Here is a 14,304-nt window from a genome sequence, read left to right as displayed (position 1 = left end):
GCAAAATATGATGTCTTTCGGTGGCGAGAACAAGACCGTAACAGTCCGCAACGCTCCGTGATGCGCGCAATCGCCGCAATCTCACGGGCATTCCGGCCATTCTCGCGGCCTTCATGACATAAATTTAATCCGCCGGCCGCGCTGGCGGCCCTTGCGGGCCTTGGAGCGCATGCGCCGGACATCCCGCCGGGAAGGGAACCGGCAGGCCATAGGGGACGGTTTGGCCGGGAACGGTTTGCGACCGTCGGGCATTTGGTTGGGGTGATCGCAGACAATCCCCTTGCCCCCGACGCATATCGATGATTCGCTGGGCCTGAGGGGTCCGATTCGAGGAAGGGAGGCTTTCCATGCCGCGTCTTTTCACCGCCCTCGAAATTCCACGCCAGGCCGCGCTTTCGCTCTCCCTGCTCAGGGGAGGTCTGCCGGGCGCCCGCTGGATCGATGTCGAGAACTACCATCTCACCCTGCGCTTCATCGGCGATGTCGAGGGCCATGTCGCCGACGAGATCGTCAACGCGCTCGACCGGGTAAGGCGCCCGGCCTTCGACCTGGCCCTTTCGGGGGTCGGCGCGTTCGGCCAGAAGAAGCCGCACGCGGTCTGGGCCGGCACGGCCGCCTCGCCGGACCTCAATGCGCTGCAGGCCGAGATCGACCGCATCTGCCAGCGCCTCGGGATCGCGCCCGACCCGCGCAAGTTCATGCCGCACGTCACCCTGGCGCGCCTGCGCAATTCGAGCCCGGTGGAAGTGGCGAAATACCTGTCCGCGCGCGGCAATTTCTCCACCCTGCCCTTCCGGGTCGGTCGCTTCGTGCTGATGTCGTCGCGCGACTCCGTTGGCGGCGGACCCTATATCGTCGAGGAGGCATGGCCGCTTTCGGGGCAGCAGCCCGGCCGTTTCGCCGACGCGGCGGAGGCGGCCGAGACCGCGCGTTTCATGAGGTAGACGTCATGGGCAGGGAAAGGCTGGACAAACAGGCGATAGAGGCCGCGCTGGCGAACGCGGCCGGATGGACGCTGGCCGAGGACGGCGGCGCCATCACCCGCACCTTCACCTTCCGGAACTTCTCGGAGGCCTTCGCCTTCATGGCGCGCGTCGCGCTCGCCGCCGAGAAGATGGACCATCACCCGGACTGGTCGAACGTCTACAAGACCGTCGATATCCGGCTGAACACCCATGACGCCGGAGGCCTGACCCAGCTCGACTTCGACCTGGCGAAGAAGATCGACCGCATCTTCGGCGGTTGACGCCGCCCTGCACCCTCTCCGCCGGGACATCCAGGCCGGCAGGCTGGGCGAATGGCCTTGCAGGAAGGACCTGCCTTTCCCACATTTGCCATTCGTGCGGCTTCGACAGGCCGCCGGCGAGGAACGACCGACGATGGCACGTGAATTCGGTTTCGACTTTGGCAAATTCAGCGACAAGCTGGGCAACGAAGGCGAGATACGCGAAAAGTTCTGGCGCACCGCCAAGAAGGCCGCACGGCAGATTCCCTTCATGGAGGATGTCGTCGCAGCCTATTACTGCGCGCTGGACCGGAACACGCCGTTGCGCGCCAAGGGCATATTGCTGGCCGCGCTCGGCTATTTCATCCTGCCTGTCGACGCCATTCCCGACGTCATCTTCGGCATCGGCTTCACCGACGACATCGCCGTGCTGACGGCCGCGATCACCGCCGTGCGCGCCCATATCACGCCCGCCCACCGGCTGGCCGCGCGAGAGGCCCTGGCCTCGGAGGAGTGAGCGCCGGGGACGCGCCTGTAACGGCTCGGAAACTTGCCGTCACATGGCGTGAAAAAAGTCAAACTCTTGCCTTTTTCCTGTCCTCCAAGTCCGCGCAGGGACATCGCGGCGGCTTCCCGGTCGCCGCGGAGGTGAGGCGGGTTGCTTTTGGGAGTCTGCTTTTCAGGCGAGGCTTCATCCTTTGGTAACCCAGATTAAATCAAAATGAAGCGAACGGGCGGTCGCGGGGCCGGCCTGCCTTTGCCTCATTTGGAATACAGGAAGAACCATGCGCGGATTGATTGCCACGATTTCAAGCCTGGTCCTCGTCGCCGCGGCGGGACCGGCACTCGCCCAGCAGGCCACGAAGATCGGCCAGCACAACGCCTGGGGCACCTACAGCTATCAGGCCGCGAGCGGCAAGGTCTGCTACGTGTTGACCGTGCCCACCGACAAGCAGCCGGCGACGCTCGACCATGGCGACATGTTCTTCTTCGTCAGCCAGCGGCCCGGCCAGCAGGTTTCCTACGAGCCGCAGTTCATCGCCGGCTACAATTTCCAGGAAAACTCCAAGGTCACCGTCACCATCGACAAGAAGTCCTTCACCATGTTCACGCGCGGCAAGTCGGCCTGGGTCGAGAACGCGGCGGAAGAGCCGGTACTGATCGCGGCGATGAAGGGCGGCACCGACATGAAGGTGCAGGCGAAGTCCGGCCGCGGCAATCCCACCAGCTATGTCTTCTCGCTGAAGGGCATTTCGGCGGCGCTCACCTCGATCGCAAGCTGCAAATAGGCATTCGCCCCTGAGCTGGACGAAAGCCGGGCCGCGCGCCCGGCTTTTTCGCGTCCGGGTCTTGCCGTCCGGTCAGCCCGAGGCAGCTGCCGGCGAGGCTTCCGCGCGCTTCCTGCGAATGGCCTCGGCGAGGAATATACGCGACAACGCATGGTAGAGCGGCTCGTGCGAGACGATGCGCGCCGTGCCGTAGCCCAGCATCGAAGCGAGCATCAGCGCGATGACATTGTCGTGATTGCCGGTCATCTCGAGAATGATGACGAAGGCGGTCATCGGCGCCTGCACCACGCCGGCGAAATAGCCGGCCATGCCGAGCAGCGCCGCCACGCCGATATCGGAACCGAAGATCTGCCCCAGCGTGCTGCCGATACCCGCGCCGACCGAAAGCGACGGCGCGAACAGGCCGCCGGGAATGCCCGATATGGTCGACAGCAGGCCCGCCGCCAGCTTGGCGGCGAAATAGTACCAGGGCAGCCCCGCGCCCTCGATGGCGCCGCGCGCCTGTTCGTAACCCGTACCGAAGGTCAAGCCGCCGGATGCGAGACCGATGACCGCCACGCCGAAACCGCAGGCGGCGGCCACGAGCAACGTGCGCTGCAACGGCTGCAGGGCGTGCCAGCGCCTGATGCGGCGCATGGCTTTCAGCACCGCCAGCGAGAAGAAGGCGCCCAACGCGCCGCCTGCGATGCCGCAGGACAGGATCAACGGCCAATCGTTCACCGTGACGCTGCCCTTGGCGACGCCGAAATAGGTGTAGTTGCCGACGAGTCCCAGCGCGGCGAGGCCGGCGAAGATCACCGCCGTCAGCACCAGCCCGTTGGTGCGCGCCTGATAGGTGCGGCCCATCTCCTCGATGGCGAAGACGATGCCGGCGAGCGGCGTGTTGAAGGCGGCCGCCACGCCGGCGGCCGAGCCGGCGAGGATAAGGCCCTTCGCCTGCGCCATGCCGCCCCAGCGCGCCGCCTGCAGCATGACCGAGGCGCCGACCTGCACCGTCGGCCCTTCGCGACTGATCGAAGCCCCGCAGATCAGCCCCAGTATGGTGAGGCCGATCTTGCCCACCACCAGCCTGAGCGACAGGAGATGGCTGCGGTCCTCCTCGTCGCGCAGATGGCGCGCGGCGATGGCCTGCGGAATGCCGCTGCCCTGCGAGTTCGGGAAATAGACATGCGCCAGCCAGGCGCAGGCCGCGAAACCCGCCGGCGTGATGACCAGCGGCAGCCAGCCGCGCCAGCCCTGGCCACCGTTCACGATCGTGTGGAACAGCACTTGCGCCAAGTCCGCCAGCTTGGCGAACAGCACGCTGATGATGCCGACCGCGATCGCCCCGGACCAGAACACCAGCCGCGGTCGCCAGACCCGGCGCGAGCCCCACATGGCGCGGGAGCGCCGCAGCATGGCATGTTTTCGGATGGATGCGACCATGGAAGTCTCGGCATGTCGGGGACGGGACCGATAACACAGGTCCGGCGAGGACGAAACCGGCGTCCGGCAAGGTATGCCTGCGCAGCGGCATGACTCCCGCGCCATTCCATGCTATGCGGCGCACTTTGCTGCCCGTCTCCTGCTGAATTCGGCGGGAAACAGCCTATATTGAGCCGCCATGAGCCTTTCTCTCGACCTCACCGCCGCCGGTGCGCGCGACGCTTTGCGACCAGCCCCGGCCTCCGAAAAACCCACCCTGATCGGCCTGACGCGCGCCGAGCTGGGCGAGGCGCTGGTCGCCGCCGGCATCGTGCCCGAAAAGCAGGCCAGGATGCGCGTGCAGCAGCTCTGGCACTGGCTCTATGTGCGTGGCGTCTCCGATTTCGCGCACATGTTCAATATTTCCAAGGACCTGCGCGCCGCGCTCGCCGGGCATTTTTCCATCGCCCGCCCCGAGATCGTCGAGGAGCAGATTTCCAACGACGGCACGCGCAAATGGCTGTTCCGCTTCCCGCCGCGCGGCGCCGGCCGTCCGGTCGAGATCGAGACCGTCTACATTCCCGAGGAAGGGCGCGGCACGCTGTGCATCTCCAGCCAGGTCGGCTGCACGCTGACCTGCTCCTTCTGCCACACCGGCACGCAGAAGCTGGTGCGCAACCTCACCGCCGAGGAAATCCTCGCCCAGCTTCTGTCGGCCCGCGACCGGCTGGGCGATTTTCCCGACCGCGACACGCCGGCCGGCGCCATCGTGCCGAGCGAGGGGCGCAAGGTGTCCAACATCGTCATGATGGGCATGGGCGAGCCGCTCTACAATTTCGAGGCGGTGAAGAAGGCTCTGCTGATCGCCTCGGACGGCGACGGGCTGGCGCTGTCGAAGCGCCGCATCACGCTGTCCACCTCCGGCGTCGTGCCGGAAATCTACCGCACCGGCGAGGAAATCGGCGTCATGCTGGCGATCTCGCTGCACGCCACCAACGACGATCTGCGCGACCTCCTGGTGCCGATCAACAAGAAGTTCCCGCTCAAGGAGCTGATGAAGGCCTGCCGGGACTATCCGGGCCTCTCCAACGCGCGGCGCATCACCTTCGAATATGTGATGCTGAAGGACGTCAACGACAGCCTCGACGACGCCAAGGCGCTGGTACAGTTGCTCAAGGGCATTCCGGCCAAGATCAACCTGATCCCGTTCAACCCGTGGCCGGGCTCGAACTACCAGTGCTCGGACTGGGAGCAGATCGAGAAGTTCGCCGACTATATCAACGCGGCCGGCTACGCCTCGCCGATCCGCACCCCGCGCGGCCGCGACATTCTCGCCGCCTGCGGCCAGCTCAAGTCGGAATCGGAGCGGCTGCGGAAGTCGGAACGCCTTGCGCTGGAGGCGATGATGATCGCGGGACACGGCGAGGCGTGAACCGGTTCGCCGCCTGTCTGCTGCGCTGCTTCGCCATCCTGCTCGGCTACGCCGCGGCCTCGCTGGGCGCCAGTGCCTTCCTCAACCTGATCTTCCTCGGCGCCGTCTTCGGGCCGCAGGATGCGTCGGCGGTCGCCTCTTCCGGCTCCCTGTTCTTTTCCGTCCCGTTCGTCGCGCTGTTCGTCGCCTATTTCGGCTTCATCCCGGCCGCCGCAATCATCCTGATCGCCGAGGTGCTGGCCCGGCGGGACTGGCTGTTCTATGCGCTCGGCGGCGGCGTGGTGGCGGCGGTCTTCATCGGCTTCCTGCACCAGGCGGCCGATCCCGATTTCCAGATCACCGGGGTGAGCCCGGCGCTGACGGTGATCGGCGCCGGCATGGTCGGCGGCATCTGCTACTGGCTGACCGCCGGCCGCTGGGCCGGCAGCTGGCGGGACGAGCTTGGGGCATGATCCTGCCCGAAAAGCCTGCGACTTTTCGGGATCGTGCTTCTACCGCGCCTGGGCCGTCAGGATCTTGAGCGCGAAGGCCGAGAACACGCCGGCGAACAGATAGTCCGTCACCCGCGTCACCTTCGGATTCTTCCGAAGCAGGCCGGCGAACCTGTCGGCGGCGATCACCATCGGAGCGGTGACCGGCAGCGACAGGACGATGAACGTCATGCCCAGGAAGAACAGCTTGCCCGGCGCATGCGGGTCGTGCGCCGACACGAACTGCGGCAGGAAGGTCATGAAGAACAGGATGATCTTGGGATTGAGCAGATTGATGCCGAGCCCGGTCGCCCAGTTCTGCGCCAGCGTGCGCGGCGCGCGCTTGACGGTATCCGGCGAGAAGGCGGACCCCTTCATGACGGCCTGCCAGGCGAGCCAGACCAGGTAGCCGGCGCCGGCCACCTTGAGCACCAGGAACGCCTGCGGCGAGGCGACGATCAGCGCGGAAAGGCCGAGCGCCACCAGCGAGGTGTGGATGACGATGCCGGTCATGGCGCCGCCCATGCAGGCAAACCCCGCCGCCCGCCCTTGCGACAGCGCGCGGCCGACGAACAGGGTCATGTCCGGCCCGGGGGTGATGGCGATGATGAAGGTGGCGATGGCGAATTGCAGGATCGTGGCGGCGTCTGGAACAAAGCTCGACATGACTCGACCGCCGGCGCGGCTCCCTTGTGACTGGGCGCTCCGCCGCGAAACGGTGGAACCGGACGGTTCCGCCAACAGCATTTCAGGGGATGCGCGGCGGATCCGATAGCATTTTTGTCCGCCGCGCTCCAGATGTCGTGTCCAGCTCTCTCGAAGCGGGAGACCGCGCTGGCACGGCCCCCGACAGGCCGGGCTAGCTGATGAAGTAGTTCTGCGTGCCGTGCGCCTCGATCGCTTCGGCAAGCCGGCTCAGCGCGTGCACATAGGCGGCCGTGCGCATGCTGATGCGGCGCGAGAGGGACAGCTCCCAGATCGCCCGGCCTTCGCGCTCCATGATGGTGCGCAGCTTGGTGTGGATTTCCTCCAGCTCCCAATAATAGCCCTGCTTGTTCTGCACCCATTCGAAATAGGAGACGGTGACGCCGCCGGCATTGGCGAGGATATCGGGAAGCACGACCACGCCGCGCTTGGCCAGGATCTCGTCGGCCTCCGGCGTCACCGGCCCGTTGGCCAGTTCCAGCACCAGCCGCGCCTTCACCGAAGCGGCGTTGCCGGTGTGGATCATGTTCTCCAGCGCCGCCGGCACCAGCACGTCGCAATCGACCGACACCAGATCGTCGGCCTTTATGACCTCGTGGCCGTTCTTGCCGGCGGTGGCGGTGACCGACAGGCCGTCGCGCTTGGCCGCCAGCAGCGCCTCCAGGTCGAGACCGTTCGCCGAATGCACCGCGCCGCCGGAATCGGACACGGCCACGATCTTGTGCCCGTCGTCGGCCAGCAGCGACGCGATGTACTGCCCGGCATTGCCGAAGCCCTGGACGGCGATGCGCATCCGGCCGTCCAGGCCGAGATCCTTGGAAAGGTGGCGCACCAGATAGTAGCCTCCGCGCGCCGTGGCGTCGCCGCGGCCCAGCGAGCCGCCGAGCGCGATCGGCTTGCCGGTGATGACGGCGGGCGAGGCCTGGCCGACGATCTGGGCGTATTCGTCGGCCATCCAGCCCATGATCATGGAATTGGTGTAGACGTCCGGCGCGGGAATGTCGCGGTCCGGCCCGATGATGCGCGAGAAGGCCTGCATGTAGGAACGCGACAGGCGCTCCAGCTCCGCCTTGGACAGGGTGCGGGGATCGACCTGCACCGCGCCCTTGCCGCCGCCATAGGGCAGGTTCATGACCGCGCATTTGAAGGTCATCCAGAAGGCCAGCATCTCGACCTCCTCCGCTGACGCGTCGGGATGGAAGCGGATGCCGCCCTTGGTCGGGCCGCGCGTATCGTCGTAGCGGCAGCGCCAGGCCAGGAACGATTTTCGCGAGCCGTCGTCCATGCGGATCATCAGGCGCACCTTGGTGGTCTCTCGCGGGAATTTGAGCTTCTCGATCACATCGGCATCGACGTTGATGTGTTTGGCGGCGTCGTCGAGACGAACGAGTGCACTGTCGAGAAGGTTGTTTTCCGGCATCATGAATCCTGTCTGGTTTTCCGTCTTCTTGGCTTGGGTGCCCGTCTTTCCTGGCTCTGGTAAAAGGGGGCCGAGCGGCCGGGCACTGAATTGCACAAAAAGGCGGCAGGTCACAATGGCCGAATCGGAAATCGAGCGGAATCGCGGCGATTTTCCGGCGATTTTCGGCCCAGCCGAAATTTCCGCGCAGCGCCGCAACTCCGAAACCTTGTCCGCCTGCGCTTTCCTGCTATGAGTGCCCCCGATCAGATGACGGCTTCACCGCCGCCGGCCAGAGACAACGGAAACGCCCATGCCCGCACCCAGAGACGTCAAAAAGGTCGTGCTCGCCTATTCCGGCGGCCTCGACACCTCCATCATCCTGAAATGGCTGCAGACGGAGCTGGGCGCGGAAGTCGTGACCTTCACCGCCGATCTCGGCCAGGGCGAGGAACTCGAGCCGGCCCGCAAGAAGGCCGAGATGCTCGGCATCAAGGAAATCTTCGTCGAGGACGTGCGCGAGGAATTCGTGCGCGATTTCGTCTTCCCGATGTTCCGCGCCAATGCCGTCTATGAAGGCGTCTACCTGCTCGGCACCTCGATCGCCCGCCCGCTGATCTCCAAGCACCTCATCGAGATCGCCGAAAAGACCGGCGCCGACGCCATCGCCCATGGCGCGACCGGCAAGGGCAACGACCAGGTCCGCTTCGAGCTTTCGGCCTATGCGCTGAACCCCGACATCAAGATCATCGCGCCGTGGCGCGACTGGGCCTTCAAGAGCCGCACGCAACTGCTCGAATTCGCCGAGCAGCACCAGATTCCCGTCGCCAAGGACAAGAAGGGCGAGGCTCCCTTCTCCGTCGACGCCAACCTGCTGCACTCCTCCTCGGAGGGCAAGGTGCTGGAAGACCCGGCGCAGGAAGCGCCGGAATATGTGCATATGCGCACCATTTCACCGGAAGCCGCGCCCGACAAGGCGACCGTCATCAGGATCGGCTTCGAGAAGGGCGACGCCGTCTCCATCGACGGCGTGCGCATGAGCCCTGCGACGCTTCTCGCCAAGCTCAACGACTGTGGCCGCGACAACGGCATCGGTCGCATCGACCTCGTCGAAAACCGCTTCGTCGGCATGAAGAGCCGCGGCGTCTACGAGACCCCGGGCGGCACGATCCTGCTGGCCGCGCACCGCGCCATCGAGTCCATCACGCTCGACCGGGGTGCCGCCCACCTCAAGGACGAGCTGATGCCGCGCTATGCCGAGCTGATCTACTACGGCTTCTGGTTCTCGCCGGAGCGCGAGATGCTGCAGGCGGCCATCGACCTCAGCCAGAAGAACGTCGAGGGCGAAGTCACGCTCAAGCTCTACAAGGGCAACGTCATGGTGATCGGCCGTGAATCGCCGAAGTCGCTCTATTCCGACAAGCTCGTCACCTTCGAGGACGACCAGGGCGCCTACGACCAGAAGGACGCCGCCGGCTTCATCAAGCTCAACGCGCTACGCCTGCGCACGCTGGCGGCGCGCAAGCGCAGAGGCTGATCCGGTAGGCAGCAAACGGCGGCCGGACGAGAATGCCGGCCGCTTTCGGAAGCCTTTTTGGAAAAACCGCCGGGTTTTCGCGAAAAATGGCCGGCGGGCACCTGGGCGGTGCGGACATAAAGCACCGGCGCGCGGCCGGGCGTGGTTTGCAGCCCGGCCTCACGGAATTCTCAAAAAAGGCCCTCAGGCCTGGACCAGCTTGAGCTTGCTGTCGAACACGCCGAGCACGCGCGCAAGTTCGTGGCCGCGCTTCAGCACCCGGCCGCCGGTGGCGACGACCGCGAAGGCGCCCTGGCGCCGCGCCATTTTCGGGTCCTTGACGATCTGGTAAAGCGGAACGTCGTGCGCGCGGCGGAACACCGAGAACACGGCGCGGTCGGAAAGATGGTCGATGGCATAGTCGCGCCATTCGTTGGCCGCCACCATGCGCCCGTAGAGCCGCAATATCAGGTCGAGTTCCCGCCGTTCGAACGAGACCGGCATGTCGAGCCGCGCTCGGCGGGCCTCATGCAACGGGATCAATATCGCGGATGCTTCCCCATCCTCCGTGCTCCCGCCGCGATCGGTCATGCCTCGATCCTTCGACAATTTCGTTTGCTGGCCAAGGTTCGCGCTTTCAGGCGGCAATTGCAAGTCCGAACGGGAAATACGCCTTGCAAGAGAGTTCCATTCGCATCCGCTCACTTTTGCAAACGGGTTGTTGAAATTGGTGATTCAGCGCCATATTTCCGCCACTTTTTATCCGCGCTAACGCCCCATTGTACGAAGAATTTACGGTCGTTGCCTGAGACGGTTCGGTCCGGCACCGGCTCGTAAACCCCAAGCCCCCCGCCCACGGGCCTGCGTCGGATCGAACCAACCTCGGTTTCCCACTAGCGGAAGCCGGGTGCGACGATCCCAAAATCCTGAATCGCCGGCGTCGGACATCTACTGACGCCGGTTTTTTAATGCCTATGACTTGGTCAGGATTGCGGCTTGTGCACCATGGCCGCTCCCAGGATCGGGCCCGGCAACCCGTCGCGGCCGACAGCCTGCAGCAGGACCGCGCAACCGCCTTTGCGCGACACCTCGCTTGCCGGCAGTTCGTAGCGCTGCGCCTTGCCATGCCACATTCCGGCGGTCTGGATGTCGGAGACGGCGTTCCAGTAGGTCAGCTTGCGGCCGTCGTTCTCGCCCCGGCCGATGGTGACGGTCTGCGGCGGGTTGAAGTAGACGAGGATGAGGTGCGCGTCGCGCAAGGACGGCTGGCCGCCCGCCACGGGCGGCGCGTCGCCCGCGTCGATCATCACGTCGCCCGCCTCGTCGCGGCTGACCCTGACGTCCACGCGCATGCCTTCCCCGGCCTTCGCAAGCGACGCCAGCCGGTCGTCGACCGCTTCGCGATTGGCGCCGTTGACATGGGTGCGGCCGTTGAGCACGGCCTGCGGCGTATAGACCGACCGGATGCCGAAGGCGCGCATATAGTCATATTGGCGCGCGGTGTTTTCCTTGCTGCTCAACGTGTCCTGCCAGCCGAGATAGTCCCAGTAATCGACGTGGTAGGCGAGCGCGACCAGGTCGTCGCGGGCAGCAAACCCGGCGAACAGCTGGTCGGCCGGCGGGCAGGAATTGCAGCCCTGGCTGGTGAAGAGTTCGATGACGCCCAGGGGCTTCTTCGCCTCATCGGCCGCGGCGGGGCGTGTCAGCACCGACAGGGCCAGCGCCGCCGCCAGCCATGATGATTTGCGAAGGGTCATGACCGTCCGATTCCCGCCGGTACGCCGGCTTCTGTTCTGAATTGCCGAAATATTTGGCAGAAGCACCGGTCAAGGTGAAGTCACGTTGCGGTGAAATTTCAAGGCCGGAAAAACAAAGCCGCCGGGGACGAACCCCGGCGGCTCCAGGTTTCAGGACCTATTGACGGCTACGCCGCCAGGTCGCGCAGCACATATTGCAGGATGCCGCCGTTCTTGAAGTAGTCCAGCTCGTCCAGCGTATCGATGCGGCACAGGATCGGCACGTTCTTCACCGTGCCGTCGGCATAGGTGACCTTGGCCGTCAGCTTCTGGCGCGGCTTGATCGTCTCCAGCCCGTCGATCTCGACCAGTTCGTCGCCCTTGAGGTTGAGCGACGCCCAGGACGTGCCTTCCTCGAACACGAAGGGGATGACGCCCATGCCGACCAGGTTGGAGCGGTGGATGCGCTCGAACGACTGGGCGATGACGGCGCGGACTCCCAGGAGATTCGTGCCCTTGGCCGCCCAGTCGCGCGACGAGCCGTTGCCGTATTCGACACCGGCGAAGATGACCAGCGGCACGCCTTCCTTCTTGTATTCCATGGCGGCGTCGTAGATCGACATCTCCTCCTTGGACGGATAGTGGATGGTGTAGCCGCCTTCCCTGCCGTTCTCGCCCAGCATGTGGTTGCGGATGCGGATGTTGGCGAAGGTGCCGCGCATCATCACCTCATGGTTGCCACGCCGCGTGCCGTACTGGTTGAAGTCAGCGACGCCGACGCCATGGTCCATCAGGTACTTGCCTGCCGGCGAGGCCGCCTTGATCGATCCGGCCGGCGAGATGTGGTCGGTGGTGATCTTGTCGCCGAACAGGCCGAGCACCCGCGCGCCCTTGATGTCGGAGATCTTGCCGAGGCCGGCGCGCATGCCCGCGAAATAGGGCGGGTTCTGCACATAGGTCGAATTGTCGTCCCAGGCATAGGTCTGCCCTTCCGGCGCCTTGACCCTCTGCCAGTTCTCGTCGCCCTTGAAGACGTCGGCATATTTGCGGGCGAACAGCTCGCGCGTGACGTTCTTCTCGATGAACTCCTGAATCTCGGCGCTGGTCGGCCAGATGTCCTTCAGCATCACCGGATTGCCGTCGCGGTCCTCGCCGATCGGCTCCTTGGTCAGGTCCTTGGTGACGGTGCCGGCCAGCGCATGCGCCACCACCAGCGGCGGCGAGGCGAGATAGTTGGCCTGCACGTCGGGGGACACGCGGCCTTCGAAGTTGCGGTTGCCGGACAAGACCGCGGCAGCGATCAGCCCCTTGTCGTTGATGGTCTTGGAGATCGGCGCCGGCAGCGGGCCGGAATTGCCGATGCAGGTGGTGCAGCCGAAACCGACGAGGTTGAAGCCGATCTGGTCGAGTTCCTTCTGCAGGCCGGACTTCTCCAGATATTCGGCCACGACCTGCGATCCGGGCGCCAGCGAGGTCTTCACCCAGGGCTTCTGCTTAAGCCCGAGGCGGTTGGCGTTGCGGGCCAGCAGGCCCGCGCCGATCAGCACCGATGGGTTCGAGGTGTTGGTGCAGGAGGTGATGGCCGCGATGACCACGTCGCCATGGCCGAGATCGTGGCCGGTGCCTTCCACGGCGTAGCGCTTGTGGATTTCGGCGGCCTTCTTGTACTCGGTCTCCATCGCCTTGGCGAAGCCGGCCGGGATGTCTTCCAGCGCGACACGGCCTTCGGGCCGCTTCGGGCCGGCCATGGACGGCACCACGTCGCCGAGGTCGAGCTCAAGCGTGTCGGTGAAGACCGGATCCGGCGAATTATTGTCGCGCCACATGCCCTGCGCCTTCTGGTAGGCTTCGACCAGTTCGATGCGGTTTTCGGCGCGGCCGGACATGGTGAGATAGCGCAGCGTCTCGGAATCGACCGGGAAGAAGCCGCAGGTCGCGCCATATTCGGGCGCCATGTTGCCGATGGTGGCGCGGTCGGCCAGCGTCATGTTGGAGAGGCCCGGGCCGAAGAACTCGACGAACTTGCCCACCACGCCCTTCTTGCGCAGCATCTGCGTGACGGTGAGCACCAGGTCGGTGGCGGTCACGCCTTCCTTCAGCCTGCCGGTGAGGCGGAAGCCGATGACCTCCGGCAGAAGCATGGACACCGGCTGGCCGAGCATGGCGGCCTCGGCCTCGATGCCGCCGACGCCCCAGCCGAGTACGCCGAGGCCGTTGATCATGGTGGTGTGGGAATCGGTGCCGACGCAGGTGTCGGGATAGGCCACCGTCTCGCCGTCTTCCGTGTTGGTCCACACGACCTGGCCGAGATATTCGAGGTTGACCTGATGGCAGATGCCGGTGCCGGGCGGCACGACGCGGAAGTTGCGGAACGCCTGCTGGCCCCATTTCAGGAACTTGTAGCGCTCCTCGTTGCGCTCATATTCCAGCTCGACATTGCGCGCGAAGGCCATCGGCGTGCCGAACTCGTCGACGATCACGGAATGGTCGATGACCAGGTCCACCGGCACCAGCGGATTGATCTTCTGCGGGTCACCGCCGAGCGAGGCGATGCCGTCGCGCATGGCGGCAAGGTCGACCACGGCGGGAACGCCGGTGAAGTCCTGCATCAGCACCCGGGCCGGGCGATAGGCGATCTCGACGCCGGCGGTGCCCTTGTCGGTCAGCCAGCCGGCCACGGCCTGGATCGATTCCTTGGTGACGGAGCGTCCGTCCTCGTTGCGCAGCAGGTTCTCCAGCAGCACCTTCATCGAATAGGGAAGCTGGGCGATGCCGGTGAGGCCGTTCTTCTCGGCCTCGACAAGGTCGAAATACACATAGTCGGCGCCGTCTGCGGTCAGCGTGCGGCGGCAATTGAAACTGTCGAGTGATTTGGACACGTGGGACCCCATCTAGTCTGTCGCCTGAAGGGAACGGACTCCGATGGCATGCTCATCACGCGCAAAGGTGCGGGTACGGCCATTTCCGCTGTCCGCTCCCAGCGCCCGGCCTTGAACGACCGTGCGCCGGTTCGGCGCAATAAAGGTTGCCTTCCCCGACCGCTGGGGTTGGTGACCCGGATATAGAGAAAATTCTGAAATAGTTCTAGACACGGAATCGGCAATTTTGCTGCGCCGCATGGGGGCGGC

General features: G+C 65.2%; 13 protein-coding genes. 7 read left to right on the top strand and 6 right to left on the bottom strand.

The features are described 5' to 3' along the window. Positions 1-347 precede the first annotated feature (347 nt). The 4 genes from thpR (at position 348) to QU595_RS23035 (ending at position 2,514) form a co-directional block, all read left to right on the top strand. Positions 348-944, top strand: coding sequence for an RNA 2',3'-cyclic phosphodiesterase (gene thpR, locus QU595_RS23050; protein WP_315926316.1), 597 nt, complete (start codon positions 348-350; stop codon positions 942-944). Positions 945-949: 5 nt separating this feature from the next. Beyond that, on the top strand, positions 950-1,246 hold the full coding sequence (locus tag QU595_RS23045; protein ID WP_315926314.1) for a 4a-hydroxytetrahydrobiopterin dehydratase: 297 nt from the start codon (positions 950-952) through the stop codon (positions 1,244-1,246). 133 nt (positions 1,247-1,379) lie between these two features. After that, positions 1,380-1,742, top strand: a complete 363-nt coding sequence (locus QU595_RS23040) for a YkvA family protein (protein ID WP_315926312.1) — start codon at positions 1,380-1,382, stop codon at positions 1,740-1,742. Positions 1,743-2,010: 268 nt separating this feature from the next. Continuing rightward, the gene (locus QU595_RS23035) at positions 2,011-2,514 is read left to right on the top strand and encodes an invasion associated locus B family protein (RefSeq protein ID WP_315926310.1); all 504 of its coding nucleotides are present in this window, start codon (positions 2,011-2,013) and stop codon (positions 2,512-2,514) included. A gap of 72 nt (positions 2,515-2,586) precedes the next feature. Here QU595_RS23035 and QU595_RS23030 read toward each other — a convergent pair whose 3' ends face one another. Continuing rightward, complete coding sequence (locus QU595_RS23030) at positions 2,587-3,939, bottom strand: chloride channel protein (protein WP_315926308.1); 1,353 nt, start codon at positions 3,937-3,939, stop codon at positions 2,587-2,589. A gap of 178 nt (positions 3,940-4,117) precedes the next feature. On the opposite strand from QU595_RS23030, the gene rlmN reads away from it, so the two are divergent. Next, positions 4,118-5,350 (top strand): 23S rRNA (adenine(2503)-C(2))-methyltransferase RlmN, encoded by a 1,233-nt coding sequence (rlmN, locus tag QU595_RS23025; protein WP_315926306.1) that lies wholly within the window; start codon positions 4,118-4,120, stop codon positions 5,348-5,350. Further along, positions 5,347-5,802 carry a hypothetical protein gene (locus QU595_RS23020; RefSeq protein WP_315926304.1) on the top strand — a complete coding sequence of 152 codons (456 nt, stop codon included), beginning with the start codon at positions 5,347-5,349 and terminating at the stop codon, positions 5,800-5,802. The genes rlmN and QU595_RS23020 overlap by 4 nt, the downstream gene beginning before the upstream one ends. A 39-nt stretch (positions 5,803-5,841) precedes the next feature. Here the strand turns inward: QU595_RS23020 and QU595_RS23015 are convergent, their stop codons facing one another. Next, positions 5,842-6,486, bottom strand: a complete 645-nt coding sequence (locus tag QU595_RS23015; protein WP_315926302.1) for a LysE family translocator — start codon at positions 6,484-6,486, stop codon at positions 5,842-5,844. Positions 6,487-6,679: 193 nt separating this feature from the next. Then, entirely contained in the window at positions 6,680-7,945 is a 1,266-nt protein-coding gene (locus QU595_RS23010; protein WP_315926300.1) for a Glu/Leu/Phe/Val dehydrogenase, read from the bottom strand. Between the two features lie 292 nt (positions 7,946-8,237). Between QU595_RS23010 and QU595_RS23005 the strand changes: the two genes are divergently transcribed. Further along, positions 8,238-9,461, top strand: coding sequence for an argininosuccinate synthase (locus tag QU595_RS23005; protein WP_315926298.1), 1,224 nt, complete (start codon positions 8,238-8,240; stop codon positions 9,459-9,461). Positions 9,462-9,644: 183 nt separating this feature from the next. Here the strand turns inward: QU595_RS23005 and QU595_RS23000 are convergent, their stop codons facing one another. The 3 genes from QU595_RS23000 to acnA form a co-directional block, all read right to left on the bottom strand. After that, positions 9,645-10,031, bottom strand: coding sequence for a DUF2794 domain-containing protein (locus tag QU595_RS23000; protein ID WP_315926295.1), 387 nt, complete (start codon positions 10,029-10,031; stop codon positions 9,645-9,647). Between the two features lie 392 nt (positions 10,032-10,423). Beyond that, positions 10,424-11,197, bottom strand: coding sequence for a thioredoxin family protein (locus QU595_RS22995; protein ID WP_315926293.1), 774 nt, complete (start codon positions 11,195-11,197; stop codon positions 10,424-10,426). Between the two features lie 167 nt (positions 11,198-11,364). Then, the gene (gene acnA / locus QU595_RS22990; protein ID WP_315926291.1) at positions 11,365-14,067 is read right to left on the bottom strand and encodes an aconitate hydratase AcnA; all 2,703 of its coding nucleotides are present in this window, start codon (positions 14,065-14,067) and stop codon (positions 11,365-11,367) included. Between the last annotated feature and the right edge of the window lie 237 nt (positions 14,068-14,304).

The organism is Mesorhizobium sp. SP-1A (assembly GCF_032460275.1).
Taxonomy (GTDB): Bacteria; Pseudomonadota; Alphaproteobacteria; order Rhizobiales; family Rhizobiaceae; genus Mesorhizobium.
Note: the sequence above shows the minus strand (reverse complement) of the source record. Positions and strands in the feature narration are given on the sequence as shown.

Bases quoted from the DNA above. Each gene is read 5' to 3' on its own strand.
- QU595_RS22995 (WP_315926293.1), bottom strand. From the start codon at position 11,197: ATGACCCTTCGCAAATCATCATGGCTGGCGGCGGCGCTGGCCCTGTCG.
- QU595_RS23040 (WP_315926312.1), top strand. From the start codon at position 1,380: ATGGCACGTGAATTCGGTTTCGACTTTGGCAAATTCAGCGACAAGCTG.
- QU595_RS23030 (WP_315926308.1), bottom strand. From the start codon at position 3,939: ATGGTCGCATCCATCCGAAAACATGCCATGCTGCGGCGCTCCCGCGCC.
- acnA (WP_315926291.1), bottom strand. From the start codon at position 14,067: ATGGGGTCCCACGTGTCCAAATCACTCGACAGTTTCAATTGCCGCCGC.
- QU595_RS23010 (WP_315926300.1), bottom strand. From the start codon at position 7,945: ATGCCGGAAAACAACCTTCTCGACAGTGCACTCGTTCGTCTCGACGAC.
- QU595_RS23045 (WP_315926314.1), top strand. From the start codon at position 950: ATGGGCAGGGAAAGGCTGGACAAACAGGCGATAGAGGCCGCGCTGGCG.
- QU595_RS23005 (WP_315926298.1), top strand. From the start codon at position 8,238: ATGCCCGCACCCAGAGACGTCAAAAAGGTCGTGCTCGCCTATTCCGGC.
- thpR (WP_315926316.1), top strand. From the start codon at position 348: ATGCCGCGTCTTTTCACCGCCCTCGAAATTCCACGCCAGGCCGCGCTT.
- QU595_RS23015 (WP_315926302.1), bottom strand. From the start codon at position 6,486: ATGTCGAGCTTTGTTCCAGACGCCGCCACGATCCTGCAATTCGCCATC.
- rlmN (WP_315926306.1), top strand. From the start codon at position 4,118: ATGAGCCTTTCTCTCGACCTCACCGCCGCCGGTGCGCGCGACGCTTTG.
- QU595_RS23000 (WP_315926295.1), bottom strand. From the start codon at position 10,031: ATGACCGATCGCGGCGGGAGCACGGAGGATGGGGAAGCATCCGCGATA.
- QU595_RS23035 (WP_315926310.1), top strand. From the start codon at position 2,011: ATGCGCGGATTGATTGCCACGATTTCAAGCCTGGTCCTCGTCGCCGCG.